The sequence below is a fragment of the Fluviicola sp. genome, assembly GCF_030151805.1.
Classification (GTDB): domain Bacteria; phylum Bacteroidota; class Bacteroidia; order Flavobacteriales_D; family Crocinitomicaceae; genus Fluviicola.
In genome coordinates this window covers 1-15,089 of sequence record NZ_JASLCN010000234.1, presented here as the reverse complement: position 1 = coordinate 15,089, position 15,089 = coordinate 1, and the positions used below count along the sequence as shown (strand labels likewise).

General features: G+C 42.0%; 17 protein-coding genes. 4 read left to right on the top strand and 13 right to left on the bottom strand.

Annotated elements, in window-relative coordinates:
• Positions 1-1,606 (top strand): gliding motility-associated C-terminal domain-containing protein (locus tag Q1V93_RS09020; protein ID WP_300663923.1); only part of this gene is annotated, 1,606 nt, incomplete at its 5' end.
• 254 nt (positions 1,607-1,860) lie between these two features.
• On the opposite strand, the gene Q1V93_RS09015 is transcribed toward Q1V93_RS09020, so the two are convergent.
• Positions 1,861-2,739: a hypothetical protein gene (locus tag Q1V93_RS09015; protein ID WP_300663921.1), complete on the bottom strand. Its 879-nt coding sequence runs from the start codon at positions 2,737-2,739 to the stop codon at positions 1,861-1,863.
• Positions 2,726-3,853, bottom strand: coding sequence for a hypothetical protein (locus Q1V93_RS09010; RefSeq protein ID WP_300663920.1), 1,128 nt, complete (start codon positions 3,851-3,853; stop codon positions 2,726-2,728). Before Q1V93_RS09010 ends, Q1V93_RS09015 begins: the two co-directional genes overlap by 14 nt.
• Before the next feature lie 156 nt (positions 3,854-4,009).
• On the opposite strand from Q1V93_RS09010, the gene Q1V93_RS09005 reads away from it, so the two are divergent.
• From Q1V93_RS09005 to Q1V93_RS08995, 3 genes are all read left to right on the top strand, one after another.
• Positions 4,010-4,546 carry a hypothetical protein gene (locus tag Q1V93_RS09005; protein WP_300663918.1) on the top strand — a complete coding sequence of 179 codons (537 nt, stop codon included), beginning with the start codon at positions 4,010-4,012 and terminating at the stop codon, positions 4,544-4,546.
• Positions 4,547-4,593: 47 nt separating this feature from the next.
• Positions 4,594-5,058 (top strand): DUF1456 family protein, encoded by a 465-nt coding sequence (locus Q1V93_RS09000; protein ID WP_300663916.1) that lies wholly within the window; start codon positions 4,594-4,596, stop codon positions 5,056-5,058.
• 98 nt (positions 5,059-5,156) lie between these two features.
• Complete coding sequence (locus Q1V93_RS08995; RefSeq protein WP_300663914.1) at positions 5,157-5,567, top strand: endonuclease domain-containing protein; 411 nt, start codon at positions 5,157-5,159, stop codon at positions 5,565-5,567.
• A 58-nt stretch (positions 5,568-5,625) separates the two neighbouring features.
• Here Q1V93_RS08995 and Q1V93_RS08990 read toward each other — a convergent pair whose 3' ends face one another.
• The 11 genes from Q1V93_RS08990 to Q1V93_RS08940 all read right to left on the bottom strand — a co-directional run.
• A complete protein-coding gene (locus tag Q1V93_RS08990; protein WP_300663911.1) occupies positions 5,626-6,336 on the bottom strand; it encodes a HesA/MoeB/ThiF family protein in 711 nt (236 codons plus the stop codon).
• Complete coding sequence (gene thiH, locus Q1V93_RS08985) at positions 6,329-7,456, bottom strand: 2-iminoacetate synthase ThiH (RefSeq protein WP_300663909.1); 1,128 nt, start codon at positions 7,454-7,456, stop codon at positions 6,329-6,331. Before thiH ends, Q1V93_RS08990 begins: the two co-directional genes overlap by 8 nt.
• 45 nt (positions 7,457-7,501) lie before the next feature.
• Positions 7,502-8,266, bottom strand: coding sequence for a thiazole synthase (locus tag Q1V93_RS08980; protein WP_300663907.1), 765 nt, complete (start codon positions 8,264-8,266; stop codon positions 7,502-7,504).
• A 72-nt stretch (positions 8,267-8,338) separates the two neighbouring features.
• Positions 8,339-8,962: a thiamine phosphate synthase gene (gene thiE, locus Q1V93_RS08975; protein WP_300663905.1), complete on the bottom strand. Its 624-nt coding sequence runs from the start codon at positions 8,960-8,962 to the stop codon at positions 8,339-8,341.
• Complete coding sequence (locus tag Q1V93_RS08970) at positions 8,952-9,710, bottom strand: hydroxymethylpyrimidine/phosphomethylpyrimidine kinase (protein WP_300663903.1); 759 nt, start codon at positions 9,708-9,710, stop codon at positions 8,952-8,954. Before Q1V93_RS08970 ends, thiE begins: the two co-directional genes overlap by 11 nt.
• Positions 9,707-10,288, bottom strand: a complete 582-nt coding sequence (locus Q1V93_RS08965; RefSeq protein ID WP_300663901.1) for a thiamine phosphate synthase — start codon at positions 10,286-10,288, stop codon at positions 9,707-9,709. The genes Q1V93_RS08970 and Q1V93_RS08965 overlap by 4 nt, the downstream gene beginning before the upstream one ends.
• Positions 10,288-12,135, bottom strand: a complete 1,848-nt coding sequence (gene thiC / locus Q1V93_RS08960) for a phosphomethylpyrimidine synthase ThiC (RefSeq protein ID WP_300663899.1) — start codon at positions 12,133-12,135, stop codon at positions 10,288-10,290. The genes Q1V93_RS08965 and thiC overlap by 1 nt, the downstream gene beginning before the upstream one ends.
• Before the next feature lie 71 nt (positions 12,136-12,206).
• Entirely contained in the window at positions 12,207-12,410 is a 204-nt protein-coding gene (thiS, locus tag Q1V93_RS08955; RefSeq protein ID WP_300663897.1) for a sulfur carrier protein ThiS, read from the bottom strand.
• Between the two features lie 243 nt (positions 12,411-12,653).
• A complete protein-coding gene (locus tag Q1V93_RS08950) occupies positions 12,654-13,133 on the bottom strand; it encodes a hypothetical protein (RefSeq protein ID WP_300663895.1) in 480 nt (159 codons plus the stop codon).
• A gap of 115 nt (positions 13,134-13,248) precedes the next feature.
• Positions 13,249-14,178, bottom strand: coding sequence for a hypothetical protein (locus tag Q1V93_RS08945; RefSeq protein ID WP_300663893.1), 930 nt, complete (start codon positions 14,176-14,178; stop codon positions 13,249-13,251).
• Positions 14,179-14,182: 4 nt separating this feature from the next.
• On the bottom strand, positions 14,183-15,089 hold a 907-nt coding region (locus Q1V93_RS08940), incomplete at its 5' end, for a tetratricopeptide repeat protein (protein WP_300663891.1).

Below are 15,089 nucleotides of genomic sequence, written 5' to 3'. Positions count from 1 at the left end.
AACTTTATGCGCAGGAACTTATACTGTGACCGTAACGGATGCCGGAGGTTGTTCAATGACTGCTCAGGCAACGGTCACAAATAATGCAAGTACGCTCGCTGTTCAGGCAAGTGCAACAAATGAAACGTGTCAGAATGCATGTAATGGTACTGCTTCATCCACGATTACGGGTGGAACTGCTCCGTTTACTTATTCCTGGTCAAACGGTGCTACAACGGCAACTATTACGGCTTTATGTCCTGCAACTTATACAGTTCAGGTAACGGATCATGTCGGATGTACAGGAAGTGCGCAGGCAATTGTTGCAAACGGAGCGATTGTTTCAGTTACTGCAACACCGGTAAATGAAACGTGTCAAAACACGTGTAATGGCTCTGTATCAACAGTCGTTACAGGTGGAGCTACTCCATATACTTATTCGTGGTCAAACGGTGCAACAACATCCGGAATTTCAAATATATGTGCAGCGAATTATACGGTTCAGGTAACAGATCACAATGGTTGTATCGGAAATGCACAAGCTGTTGTTGCTCCCGGAAATAATAATTTAAATGTTCAGATCACGGTTGCAAACGAAACTTGCGCAGGAAGCTGCGACGGCACATTGACTGCAGCGGCTTCCGGAGGAACTGCTCCATATGCTTACTTGTGGAATGACAATTCTACTTTGGCAAACATCATCAACCAATGTCCGGGAACATATTCTGTGACTGTAACAGACCAAAACGGTTGTTCCGGCAACTCTACCGGAACCATTTTAGCAGGAACTGCTATCCAGGATCCTACAATTCAAACTACAGGACCATTCTCAACATCTGATGCACCGGTTCAATTTGCTGCTGCAAGCACCGGTGGAACCTGGACTGCGAATTGCGGAACATGTATCTCTGCTTCCGGGCTTTTCAATCCACAAACAGCAGGCGCAGGAACTTACCAGGTTTGTTATTCAGTTGGTGCCGGAGCATGTGCTTCCCAAGACTGTCAAACGATTGTTGTAACAGGATGTACTCCTCAAACAACAAGTGAAGCTCACAGCATTTGCCCGGGATCAAGCTATACGTTCAACGGACAAACTTTTACGACCGCAGGTTCTTATCCATTCCAGTTTACCGGACAAAATGGATGTGACAGCACACATACGTTGGTTCTTTCTGTTTATGATGTAACTCCACAAGCCGAAAATAAAACACGTTGCCAGGGAGATTCACTGGAACTTCAGGGAACCTGGTATTATCAGTCTGATAATGTTGTTTGGAACATTGTAGACGGAAATGGTTGTCCTACAACTCATACGGTTCATTTGGTATTTGAAGATTGCAGTATCGAAGATTACGCAGTGTACATTCCAAACATCTTCACTCCGAATAATGATCATACGAATGATTTCTTTGCAATCAGCATTATGGGTGGCTATTTGGAAGAAGGATTCATTGTAAACCGTTGGGGAAATATTATCAAGGAATTTTATTTGGATGATCTGACATGGGATGGAAAAACCAAAGAAGGATTGATGGTTCCGGATGGTGTTTATACGTATGTTTTTGTGGTGAGTAATAACTCAGGTATTAAAACGAAGTATCACGGATTTGTTACTGTAGTCAGATAATTCAACGGAAAGACCGGACGTAATATTGCGGAATTACCTACCAATAAAACGATGGGTTGTTGTTAGATTCCTTTGCATGAATCGGATTGACGGCTTCGTTCCCGATCCCTTTATTTTAGCGATATTACCTGATAAACATTCTGAATTTCTACCAAACGATTGCTCTTAAAGAAGTTCTTGAATTTCTATATCCCCGGACGTAATATTGCGGAATTACGCCCGCCCGGCAATACAAACAAAATTTTCACTATAACTCACTTCTTTACCCGAATCCCAATCACATTCGGCAAAGCCCAATAAGACTCATTGGTATCTTTTGTATACGTTCCTGAAACATAACTCCCAACTTTCTGCATACAGAAATCACCGATATGCACATACAAACTTGTTTCCGGCCCGCCCTCCATATAAATTGCATTGTGTAAAGGTGTAGGGAACTGCTTCATAAACCCAATCATTTGGTTGTGTGTGTACGGAGAGCGACAAAAGATAATCATCAGGTTATCCTGATCGTCGTGGGCGCAAACCAACATACTGCAGGATTGAATACGTTTTTTCCAGTTCATCGGGTTTCCGGAACAATCCAACATGCGTAATCCCTGGGCGAAGCTGGTATACTTATTTTCAATCTGGGCGTATGAAGTGCATTCCATATCATAAACCACGGCATCCATTGCATTCAGCGAATCAACCGGATTGAGCGCAAACATGACATTCCAGCCCTCTTTGTAAGCAAACTGATTGTTGTGCGATCCGTTTTTCAGCAAACCTCTGCTCATTAACGGTTTTGCCAGGTCATACATTCCGGCATTGAATACAATGTTCAGATTCATCGTATCAGCCCAGGTTTTCACGGATCTTGAAACACTATCCATTCCGGAAGCTGTGAACAAATCAAACTCAACTAGTTTCGGATCAATTTTCAGAATAGTCAGTCTGGAATCTCCCATAATGGATCGCACAGGTGCATCCGTTTCACAAAACGAAACCCCTTTCCCGATTTTCTGCCAATGAATTACCAGATCCATCGTGTCCTTCGGTCTTTTGTAAAGCGTATCCGTTCCATCCTGAGCGAATGAAGAGAAACTTCCAATAAAAAATAAAGCGAAAATGGCTGCTTTATGCATCTTCATTCCAGTCAAACTTCTTTTTTTCAAATGGGAACAGATCAAAAAGCTCGCCGGAATAATAGAATTGATACGCAATTGCTCCGAAAGAATAAGGTTTTTCATAAATTTTAATGGTCGACCCGCCTACTCTCGGATTCGATTTCGGTTTTGATTGCGGATAACCGACATTGAACAAGGTCGCCAGAATTTCCGGGCGTTTGTCAATCGGGAAACCGGCTTTCTCCCACTGCACCTTCATTTGCTTTAAAAAAACAGCTGCGTACATGTAGGAATAATAGTGGTTGTGGAAATCCGTCAAACGGTCAATTCGTTCTTTGTTTACCGTTGCCGTATCCTGCCCTTTGAAATTCAACAAATGTTCGTATTGCGGACCCAGATAGAAAATACTGTTCGGGTTTTTCAAATGACTTTCGATGTTCTTCGCAGTGTGTTCTTTAATCCCGGTTACACCAAATGAGAATTGAGATTCTACCGAAAGTACTTTCAGCGGCCCGATCCATTTCTTATATGCTTCGCGGGAAGAATTGAACAAGCGGATTTGCTCACCAACCAAACAGGAAACAATCAAACGCCCCTCTACTCCGGTTTGATTAGCCACCGAATCAATGAGTTTTTTGTCCTTTGCAACAGCTTCCTTGAACGTTTTCCATTCCGCGATATTCATCCATTCAAAAGCACTCAAAGTAGTCACTTCTTTTGCCTGTTTGGAATTGAACCGGATTTTTGAGATTGCTTTTTGGTACGATTTGTTTTCCTTCAACTGCAGATCTACCGCATCCAGCATACGCAAAACTTCGTAACTATCCGCCCCATCCTGAAGTACGGAAAGAATGTATTGCGCATTTTGAGGGTAATATTCATTCAACACAATGATTCGTTCCATCGCTTCGTAGCGCTTTTGAACCATCGTCACACTGTCTACCTTGAAGTCCTGATTGTATTTATCCTGCATTTCCTGGAAATAGCGGTTGTTGGCATCCACCATTCCCGATTCCTTTGTGAAACCGAATTTGATTGCAGTATAACTGGCAATTAAAAAAAATCCCGCAATTGCAAAAGCATAAAGCAAGGTGTAATATGGGATTTTAAACCATTTACTTTTAAATAGTTTCTTCACTGAAAATTTATTTTTGCAAAAATACTAGCAAATGTCCATATACCGGCAACAAGTAAGTAGTTAATTTTGAGGATAAGAACAATCGGAAAGTAGTTTTAATGGTTTTCCAACTAAATTTATATCCGATTCACTCATTACTTTATTAAAAGCATAAAAATGACTCAACCATTTACCTCAAGCGCAGAAAAAATCGAATTGACAAATTTCAAGTTAAACAAATCCGGATATTATATCACCTTGTCTCTGATGTATTTGATGATTGCTATTCCAATCCTGGCTTTCATTTTTATTGTCTTTTCAGGTGGAAAACCCGCAATCGGATTACTAGTATTCACTATCGCTCTAGGTTTTGGCGCGTATTTTTTCTATCGTTTGGCGACTTGGAATAAATACGGAAAAGAGAACTTTATGCTTGCAAATGATCTATTAATCTACAAGCCGGAAGCAAAGAAAATTTCCTACAAAGAATTTGAGTTTAAAATAGAGAATCTGATCGTCTCAATCATTGATACGGAAGATCGTGTTGAATATGAAGGAACGCAGCAAACTATTGCCTGGCTAAAACTAAGTGATGGTCAAAATACGATTCAAACCAATATTAAAACACCCAAATCCGTGCTCATCGAATTAACGAAAGTTTTTGAAAAATGGGGAATTCAAAACGACAGATTACTAGAGGAAATCAAAGATTGATAAAATCCCTATCCGTCAATTAAGAGCTTTTATTCTACCTTTGCCGCATGGATAACAATTACATCTTTTACAAGCTTCGAAAAATCTACGAATGGGACGAAGAAAAAATCGGGCAGCTTTTCAAATCTGTCGAATACATCGTTTCACCCTTAGATATTTTTGCGTGGATGAAACAAGAACAGTATGAAGGATTTAAGGCAATGCCGGACCGGGATTTGGCTGCGCTTCTGAATGGGTTCATTGTAGACCAAAGAGGGCTGAAAGATGGAAAAATTCCGGAAAACGAAGAGAAATTAACCAACAACATCATTTTCAGAAAACTGCGTATCGCATTGAATTTCAAAGATGATGACATTGTTGAAACTCTCAAAAAAGCAGATATCCGAATTGGGAAACCGGAACTGAATGCTTTTTTCAGAGATCCGAAACATCCGCATTACCGGGTTTGCGGAGATCAGTTTCTGCGTAATTTTTTAAGAGGATTGCAATTAGAAAGCTATAAAAAGAAATAGAATTTAGATCTCATGATTCAGTCTCCCTCCTTGAGGAGGGATTAAGGGAGGTGGCATATGCGAATTGCATCTTTTAAGATATTTCCGTAACTTAAAATATGAAATTATACCATCACCACTACTACAATCCGAAACTTAAAGAATATGCGCGGGAATTAAGAACTGAAACTATTTCGAAAGCCGAAAAGTATATTTGGAAGGGATTACTTTCACGCAAACAGACCGGTGAACGTTTTTTGCGTCAAAGATCTGTTTACAATTTTATAGTCGACTTTTTTGCGCCTGAAATTGGTTTAATTATTGAAATTGACGGTAATTCGCATACTAACAAAGGAGATTATGACCGCTATCGCGAAGATAAACTCATTTCATTGGGATATACTATTATCCGTTTTTCGGAAGGAGATGTTTTGAATAATTTAGATCTGATCTCAGAACAGATCAGGCATGTGATTCATGCTTTGAGATCAGCCACCCTCCTCGATCCTCCCTCAAGGGAGGAAGCCTGAGAATATCTTCTTAAAAAGAGGATTTCTTTTTCCCCTTGAGGGGTAACAAAATCCAAACTTAATACTTCAACTCCGTCTGCTTCATAGAAAGCAAATCAAAAAGCCGGTAAACGTTTGTTTGATTTTCAAGTCCCAAAATACATTTCAAAGCCTCATTTACCATCAAGGTTCCGATGACTCCGGGAACAACTCCCAAAACACCGTTATCCGAGCAATTCGGTACTTCTTCTGCATTGGGTGGTTCCGGGAAAATATCACGGAGATGCTTGCTTCCTTCGTAATTAAAAACGGCTATCTGCCCCTGGAATCCCAGAATACTTCCGTAAACCAATGGTAAACCGAGTTTCACACAGGCATCGTTCACTGTATAACGTGTCAGGAAATTATCGCAGCCATCTACCACCAGATCAAACTGAGAAAGAATGGATTCGGCATTTTCATCCGTTAATGCACAATCAAATAATTCGATGTTAGTGTCCGGATTTTGCGCCAAAGCACGTTCTTTAGCCACTTCAGCTTTCTTTCTTCCGACATCTCCCGGACCGTAAAGAACCTGCCTATGCAAATTGGAATGCTCAATTACATCAAAGTCAATGATTCCGATTGTTCCTACTCCGCTACTCGACAAATATTGAATGACCGGGCAGCCCAAACCTCCGGCGCCAATTACGGCAACACGTGCATTTTTCAATTTCACCTGTCCCAACAAACCAACCTCATCCAAAATTGTTTGTTTGGAATAGCGCTTTGCTTCGTTTTCACTAAACATGATCTGCTACTTTTGAATAACTGCGGTCCCAATCTTTCCAAACGGCTTCATACCCATTCTGTTTGATCAATGCCGCAATTTCTTCTACCGAACGCTCATCCGAAATTTCAAATTGTTCCAACGATTCCGGTTCTACCACATATCCCCCCGGATTGGTTTTCGACCCGGCGCTCATAGTTGTAACACCCAACGGAATCACATGATTTCTGAAGTGCTCCGATTCACGCGTGGAAACCGATAATTCCACGTCTTCATTCATTAAGCGGTATGCACAGATCAATTGAACCAATTCCCTGTCGCCAACAATCACATTCGGTTCGATAATTCCTTCCGCAGGCCGCATACGCGGAAAAGAAATGGAATACTTCGTTTGCCAGAACGTTTTTTGCAGATAATCCAGGTGCATCGCGCAGAAGAACGAATCCGTGCGCCAATCTTCCAAACCAAGCAATACTCCCAAACCTATTTTGTGAATTCCCGCTTCTCCACAGCGATCGGGAGTGTCCAAACGGTATTGGAAATTCGATTTCTTTCCTTTCGGGTGATACGCTTTGTACACATCCTGGTGATAGGTTTCCTGGTATACCAAAACGGAATACACACCGGCTTCATGCAATTCTTTGTATTCTTCCAAATCCAAAGGTTGTACTTCCATGGAAATATTCGCGAAATCAGTACGCATCAATTCCAATGCATGCTTGAAATACGACATGTGTACCGTGTGATTTGCTTCACCTGTCACCAACAAAATGTGATTGAATCCTCGTTCCTTCAAAAAGTCCACTTCCTGGCGGATTTCAGCATCATTCAGTGTTTTACGACGGATTTTGTTATCAAAACTAAAACCGCAATACGTACAAATATTGTTGCATTCATTACTCAAATACATCGGTGTATAGAGCTGAATGGTTTTTCCGAAACGTTTTTGAGTCAATTGATGACTGATTTGGGCCATTTGCTCCAAATAAGGTTCCGCAGCCGGCGAAATCAAAGCTTTGAAATCTTCCAGATCCCGTTTTTCCTTGGCCAAAGCGCGTTCCACATCTCTCGCTGTTTTCGCGTAGATGGAAGATTTTACCTCGTCCCAATTGGTATTTTGAAAAAGTGTTGTAAAGTTCATTATTTATCCTCCCCCTTTATCCCCCTCCAAAGGGGGAATCAAATCTCATAAATTCAAAAATCCAGTCAACGGGCTGGAAGCATTCGCTGATCTCGACACCGCACCCAATCCGGATTCGTATGCCATTCTTCCTGCTTCTACAGCCATTTTAAAAGCCAGCGCCATTTCTTTCGGATTCTGAGCAACTGCAATCGCCGTATTTACCAAAACAGCATCTGCTCCCAGTTCCATGGCATATGCCGCATGAGAAGGTGCTCCGATTCCTGCGTCCACAATCACCGGAACCTTACTTTGTTCGATGATAATTTCCAGGAAATCCAGTGTTTTCAATCCTTTATTCGTTCCGATAGGTGCTCCCAAAGGCATGACGGCCGCCGTCCCCACATCTTCCAAGCGCTTACACAAAACCGGATCAGCATGAATATACGGCAAGATCACAAAGCCTAATTTTGCCAGTTCTTCCGTTGCTTTCAGCGTTTCGATCGGGTCAGGAAGTAAATACTTCGGATCCGGATGAATTTCCAGTTTTAGCCAATTCGTTTCCATTGCATCCCGTGCCAATTGAGCCGCAAAAACAGCTTCCTTCGCATTCCGTGCTCCGGATGTATTTGGCAACAATCCGATGTGGGAATGATTTAAATGAGCCAATAAATCATCCGTTTCCGTTTCCAGATCCACCCGTTTCAAAGCTACTGTTACCAATTCTGAACCGGAAGCCAAAACTGCTTCTTCCATTTGTTTTGAAGAACCGAACTTTCCTGTTCCCAAAAACAAACGCGATTTCAATTCTTTATCTGCGATTTTTAACATACTATTCTAATTTTCTTCTTAAGAATTTTTACAGTCTTGAAGTCCTGATATCTTAACATCCTGAAGTCTTCATTACCCCAATTTCTTTTCTATTTCTCTTACAATGTGTGCCTTTTCTGAGGATTTCGAAATAATTCCCGAAACGGCAACTCCATAAACTCCTGTTTGTTTCAGATCTTCCAGATCCTCCAGTTCAATTCCACCGATGGCATAAACGGGAATCGACAGCTGTCTCTCCTTCAATCCGGAAACAACCTGTTTGTACCCTTCCAATCCGAGAACCGGACTCAACTTCTCTTTGGTAGTCGTGAAACGAAACGGGCCTAAACCAACATAATCGCACTTTTCTGCTATTCGCTGCAACACATCCTGGAAGGTATTTGCCGTTCCTCCGATAATTTTTGTCGGGCCGAGAATTGCACGCGCTTCTGCAACGGAAGTGTCCGTTAATCCGAGATGAACTCCGTCGGCATCCGTTTCCTTTGCAATTTCGACCCAATCGTTGATGATCAGTTTTGCTTCGTGAAACTGACTCCAGACTTTGGCCTTTTTTGCCAGCGAGGTGATTTCTTCTTTTGTTCCGTTTTTAAAACGAACCTGAAGCAATTTACATCCCGCTTCAAAAGCTTCCAGGATGTCTTTTTCCTGCTCGTCAAGCGTTGAACCTTGTGATATGTAATGAATTCTATCCAGCATGATATGCTAATAAATGTGTATTGCTTGCTAATCTTTTTTCAATGTAATGCTTCGCTTTCTGACACGCATCGAGCATGTTTTCTCCCAATGCGAGATTCGAAGCGATTGCCGCGGAAAGAATGCATCCCGAACCGTGTTTCGGAAAACATTTTTCAGAATCCGTTTTCGGAGGAATTTCTCTCGGAATTCCACCTTCAAACAACAAGTCTACTCCCAGACGAACAGAACTGTGACCACCTTTCAGCAACACGTGCGTGAACTGTGTCAATTGAAATGCTGCTTCAATTTCGTCATCTGTTTGCGTAACCCGTTTCACTTCCAGCTCGTTCGGTGTAATCAGACTTACCAGTTTCAAAACCTCGTGAAATGTTTCCTGATTCCAGCTCGCATGCAGTTCAAAACCGGAGGAAGCCGATAAAACAGGATCCCAAACAATCGGGATCAAGGGAAACGAAGCTTTTATAACTGCCAAAATTGCCGACAAAGTATCCAGGTTCTCCACAATTCCGATTTTAACCGCCGAAACCCGGTAGTTTTCCAGTATCGGCAATAATTGATTCAGAATATGATCTTTCTCAAACCAATGCACCGAAATAAAATCCGTTTCAGTTTGATTCGTATTTCCGGTCAAAACCGCCATTCCCAGGCAATGATGCTGCTCGAATGTTTTCACATCAGCCAGCACTCCTGCTCCTCCCGTTGGGTCGAAACCGGCAATGCTTAGTACTATGGGGCGATCGTAATTCATAATTCTGATTTTATCTCTTTCAAAGAGTTAATCGGGTTTTCTGATTTCCAGATTGCTCCCAGCAAAGCCACTCCATCAAATCCCAAATCAATTGCTTCCTTCGCATTATCTGCCTGAATTCCTCCCAAACCAATCAATTTTGCAGGGCTTTCTTTCCGGATCGAAAAATCGAATGATTCGGCCAGATAACCGGGCTTCGAAATACTGTCAAAAACAGGACTCAGAAATGCATAGGAAAAATGCTCCGGCAACCCGTTGTATTCTTCCATACTGTGCACCGAAGTCGAATAAATCTTTTCAGGATCCACCCCGGTCCATTTCGAATCTTCCCATTTTTTCCGGTCCCGTTCCGAATAATGAAAGCGTTTCAATCCCAAACTCACTCCCAAATCATGGTGATGATTCAAGACCAATCTTGTGCGGTATTCCGGATCAATTGCCCGAACAAATCCGATCAATTCGCTCTCATCAGCTTCATACTTCCGAATGTGAAACAAATCTAATCCCGCGCGAAACAACTCGTTTACAAGCGTTGCTTTGCCGGGTTTCAATTCACTATCGGAAATAACGATGAGCATTACAAATAAATTTGACTTCCTTTTGTTTTAAATTCTTCCGATTTTTCAAACATTCCGGATTCTGCCGCATCACGAATATCTTGTGTGATCTTCATGGAGCAGAATTTCGGTCCGCACATGGAACAGAAGTGAGCAATTTTCGCTCCTTCCGCAGGCAATGTTTCGTCGTGGAATTCACGTGCCGTATCCGGATCCAAAGACAAGTTAAACTGGTCTTCCCAACGGAATTCGAAACGCGCTTTACTCAATGCGTTATCGCGGTATTGTGCTCCGGGATGTCCTTTTGCCAAATCCGCCGCGTGAGCTGCCAGTTTATACGTAATTACTCCGTCTTTCACATCCTTGCGATTCGGTAATCCCAGGTGTTCTTTCGGAGTTACGTAACACAACATTGCTGTTCCGAACCAACCGATCATTGCTGCTCCGATTGCCGAAGTAATGTGGTCGTAACCCGGTGCAATATCTGTTGTCAATGGTCCAAGTGTGTAGAAAGGTGCTTCGTGGCATTCTTTCAACTGCTTGTCCATATTTTCTTTAATCATGTGCATCGGAACGTGTCCCGGGCCTTCAATCATGACCTGAACGTCATGTTTCCATGCAATTTTGGTCAATTCACCCAAGGTTTCCAATTCGCCGAATTGTGCAGCATCGTTTGCATCAGCCAATGATCCCGGACGCAAACCGTCTCCTAAAGAGAACGCAACGTCGTATGCCTTCATGATTTCACAAATGTCTTCGAAATGCGTGTACAGGAAATTTTCTTTGTGGTGCGATAAACACCATTTCGCCATGATGGAACCACCACGGGAAACGATTCCGGTAACGCGTTTTGCTGTCAACGGAATGTAGCGCAATAAAACTCCTGCGTGAATCGTAAAGTAAGAAACTCCTTGTTCTGCTTGTTCGATCAACGTATCGCGGAAAATTTCCCACGTCAGATCTTCTGCAACCCCGTTCACTTTTTCCAAAGCCTGGTAAATCGGCACAGTACCAATCGGAACCGGCGAGTTGCGGATAATCCATTCGCGTGTTTCGTGAATGTTTTTACCTGTCGACAAGTCCATAATCGTATCAGCTCCCCAACGGCAAGCCCAAACTGCTTTCTCTACTTCTTCTTCGATGGAAGATGTCACAGCTGAGTTTCCGATGTTTGCATTGATTTTCACCAGGAAGTTTCGACCGATAATCATCGGTTCAGATTCCGGGTGGTTGATATTATTGGGAATAATCGCACGACCTGCTGCGATCTCATCACGCACAAATTCCGGCGTAATGAATCCTTTCGGTGTATTCGCTCCGAAACTTTCTCCCGGATGCTGTGCAGTCATCGCTTCGTATTGTCCGTTTAACTGAGATCTCAGTTCATCCACGCGCTGGTTTTCACGAATGGCAATGTATTCCATCTCCGGAGTGATGATTCCCTGCTTTGCATAATACAATTGAGAAACATTCATTCCTGCTTTAGCCCGTAACGGTTTACGAATATGTTCAAAGCGCAATGCATCCAGCTTCTCGTCGTTTTTGCGTTCTTTTCCGTACTCTGAACTCACATCCGTTAGTTCTTCAACGTCTCCACGATCTAAAATCCATTGTTCACGCAGGCGCGACAAACCTTTTTTTACGTCAATTACTGCATGTTCATCTGTATAGGCACCACCTGTATCGTAAACAGTCACAGGAGCATTTTCCTCCAGTTTTCCGTTCGTCAATTTTGTTGGTGTCAGCGTAATTTCACGCATCGCTACCTGGATATCGTGAATTTTCCCCTGAACATAAACTTTCTTCGAACCGGAGATCGGTCCGGTTGTGATGCTTCCTGCTTCCGGTGTTTTGTCTGCTTTTTTCATTTCTTTCTATTGAGTTTTATCTGATTTTCTAATTTTCCTTCCCCCTTTGGAGGGGGATAAAGGGGGAGGATTTACCCTCCTTGCGTAGCTTTAATAATCAGTACATCGTCCTGTTCATTCAACTGAACTTCTTCCCAGATAGTTTTGGGTTTTACCTCGCCGTTGATGGCAACAGCAATTCCGTTTTGTTTCTCACCGACTTGCTGAAAAACAAAATTTGAAAGAACCATCCGGTCTTCCACTTCGAGTGTTTGATTGTTAAAAGATATCGTCATTCCAATTTGTAATATACGCACTTTAGGAATGACTACAAAGACTGTATTCATTTACTTTTCCCTACGTCGGTACTAACCGAATTCCGGTGATGAATGCCGGAATGCTGATTGCTTATACATCAGCGTCAGGTTCAAAGGGTATTTCTCAGACAGCCAACAGACCATCACCCCTAAAGCTGGGGTAAAGATACAAGAGTTAAATGAGAAAAATGAAAATGAAAAGTTAATTTTTGAATGATCTGCTTACATGGTCATATCAATGTTTTGAGATTTGGCGATCATTCTCCGGATTACTCCGTTGTATTCAAACTCACAAACAACATCTACCTGAAGATCTGGCCCCCAAAGAGGTCCTTCGTTTGCTGATCCGGCTACAATATGTTCGAAACCATAATCCTGTTCTGTGAGAACACTGTTCCATAACTCATTCCCGTTAATAACGTACACGCGTTTAAGCGTAATATGCTCCCGTAGATCAAGATTCTGTGAATTTTTCACTTCTACCAAACAATAAAGCGAACTTCCATTTTCAGGAGCTCCAGGCCCGGGCATAAAATCCCTCCACAACGAAGTATTCAGCGTTAGCACATTGTTTCCGATTGCAATGGTTTCCGGGCTATTTTTCACAACTTCTATCAATGCTGTTTTTGGCGCTTCGGTTTCTTTCTTACAAGAAAAAATTACAATAATTGAAAGTGAAAAGATTAAGATCAGTTTATTCATGGTTGCTTTGTTTTGAATTATAGACGACAGAAAACAAAAAGTGTTGTGTCACAAGTAATTATTTAAGCTATATTTCCCGCAGATCACACGGATTCCGCAGATGACCTATATAAAACTAACGCCGCTGTTCAATTGTTTCCAAAACCAATGGATAGTTGTTCAGATCAATCTTCTTTTTGGCCAAAAACGGATAGCAATGTTCCAGGATGTATTGTAAAACAATCTTTCCTTCCGGTTTCGTCATCAACCATTTAACAACCGGATTCAAATTGCTGTAGTCAAATGAATCAGGTTCCTTGTCCGGGCTGATTGCTTTCATTTTCTCATACCAACGCCGAAAGGATGCTTCGAAAGCCTGAAAGTTATCCTGGTTCGCCAATTGACTCCATTCGATCACCCAAACATCGGTAACCTTGAAATCGTATATTTTATACTTCTCGTTCAATTCCCAGGCCAGGGTCTTTTCAATCAATGCTTTTGCCGCTTCATATCCTTCAGCATAGAATTTGCAATAAGCCATGGTAGCAAAATGATACAAGGCATCTCGCGGCAATTCGGCTTCCAGCAAATCGTATGCATAAATTTGTTGGTAGTAGCGATAACCTTTCGCTGCGAACTCCGGATTTTTAGTCGCTTTTTCAAAGTAATAAAAGGCCACTTCATCCAAAACTCCCCGATTCGTTTCATGAAAACCTTTTTGCTCCCATCGGAGGACTTCTTCCCGTCCTCTCTGCGCTTTCTTCACTTTCTTCTGAATCTTTGACTTTTGCTTCAATGCTTCTTCATGCCTCGGATCCAATATCAAAACCCGCTCCAATAAACCGATGGCTTCTTCTCCAAAATCTATGATATCGTCATCCAATTCCGTTAAACGGGCACATTCCCAGGCGTAGTGAGCGGCACAAAGCAAGGTATTCATATCCGGATCCGGATGTACTTCCAACCATTCCGAAATGGTTGTTGAGATGCTGTATGCCTGCGCAATTCCTTTGGAATCAAGCAGGATTTTCAGTTCTTGCGGAAGGGATTTTCGGTCGAATTTCATATCCTTATCTGCATTCTTTCAGATAAACCAACTCAACCGGGTATCCCAATTGGTTTGCCTTTATGAAATCGGAACAATAATCCATGCGCATTTGACGGTAAATATGAGCACGCAGATAATATGCGAACGAATCATTTGAATCCATTTTCAACGCTTTTTGGATATGACTTAAGGCCTGTTCTGCATAACCTGCACCTTTCAATAGCTTATTCGGTAAGATCCATTGAATATCTGCTATGTTTCTTAGGCTCTTCATTTCTATTTTATTTCTCGAAAGGACACTGTTTTTATTCCCCTGACAAATCAGTGCTAAAGCAATATAATCCTGGCACAACGACCATTCAGGCAAGTGTTTTGCAATTTCTTTAAATGCCATTTCTGCTTCAACAAACATGCCTTTATCGAGTAGTAAGATTCCTTTCATCATGAATGCATCTCCGAATTCAGAGCCACCGTTTCCGACTGTATAACGAATTGCTGAGTCAATACACCGCAATGCCGAATCCGTTTCGCCCAAATTGAAATGGCAAAACGAATAGGAAATGTAGGCTGATGTTTTAAATGATCTCATGAAAAGATCCAACGAATCATTCGGTATACCGGAATACCATCCCGAACCCTGCGAAACCTCTTTTACAATATCTTCCGGATGACTCAAACTTATTTTGTGATCTGCAATTGCCTTGCGATTTTCTCCCAGTGCAAGTTCAACATTTGCCCGGAATGAATAAGCCATATACTTATCCGGAAATTTTTCAATGCCTTTATTATACCAGGTAAGTGATTTCGTGAAATCACCCAGATTAAATGCAGCAATCCCTCTTTGATAATAGTAACTGGAAGCTGAAGAGTCACAGATATCCTTTCTTTTATTTACGGCAAACTGATAATACTCCGGATCATTGATCTTT